At 35.1% G+C, this 402-nt stretch carries 1 protein-coding gene; it reads right to left on the bottom strand.

Annotation, left to right across the window (positions count from 1 at the left end; genetic code table 11):
- Positions 1-402 (bottom strand): ABC transporter ATP-binding protein (locus tag E3E33_RS10750; protein ID WP_167731702.1); only part of this gene is annotated, 402 nt, incomplete at both ends.

Raw genomic sequence — 402 nt, 5'->3', positions numbered from 1 at the left:
ACGCTGTTGTTCGCCGCCACTTAATTGTGCAGGTTTGTTTTCCAATCTGTTTTTCAATCCCAATAAATCCAACAGCCTTTCTGCTTCTTCTTTTACAATTGTTTTTTTTCTTCCCGCAATCCAACCTGGAATACATACATTTTCTAAAGCTGTAAACTCGGGCAATAAATGATGGAATTGAAAAACAAAACCAATATGCCGGTTTCTGAAAGCTGCTAAGGTTTTTCCTTTTAATGCATGAACAGGCTGATTGTTTAAAAATATCTCTCCTTTATCAGCCTTATCTAAAGTTCCTAAAATATGTAATAAAGTACTTTTCCCTGCACCCGATGAGCCTACAATAGAAACAATTTCTCCTTTTTCAACTGTAATATCAACTCCTTTTAAAACAGTTAATTGCTC

Origin of the sequence: Thermococcus sp. GR5, assembly GCF_012027535.1 — an archaeon.
GTDB lineage: Archaea > Methanobacteriota_B > Thermococci > Thermococcales > Thermococcaceae > Thermococcus > Thermococcus onnurineus.
Note: the sequence above shows the minus strand (reverse complement) of the source record. Positions and strands in the feature narration are given on the sequence as shown.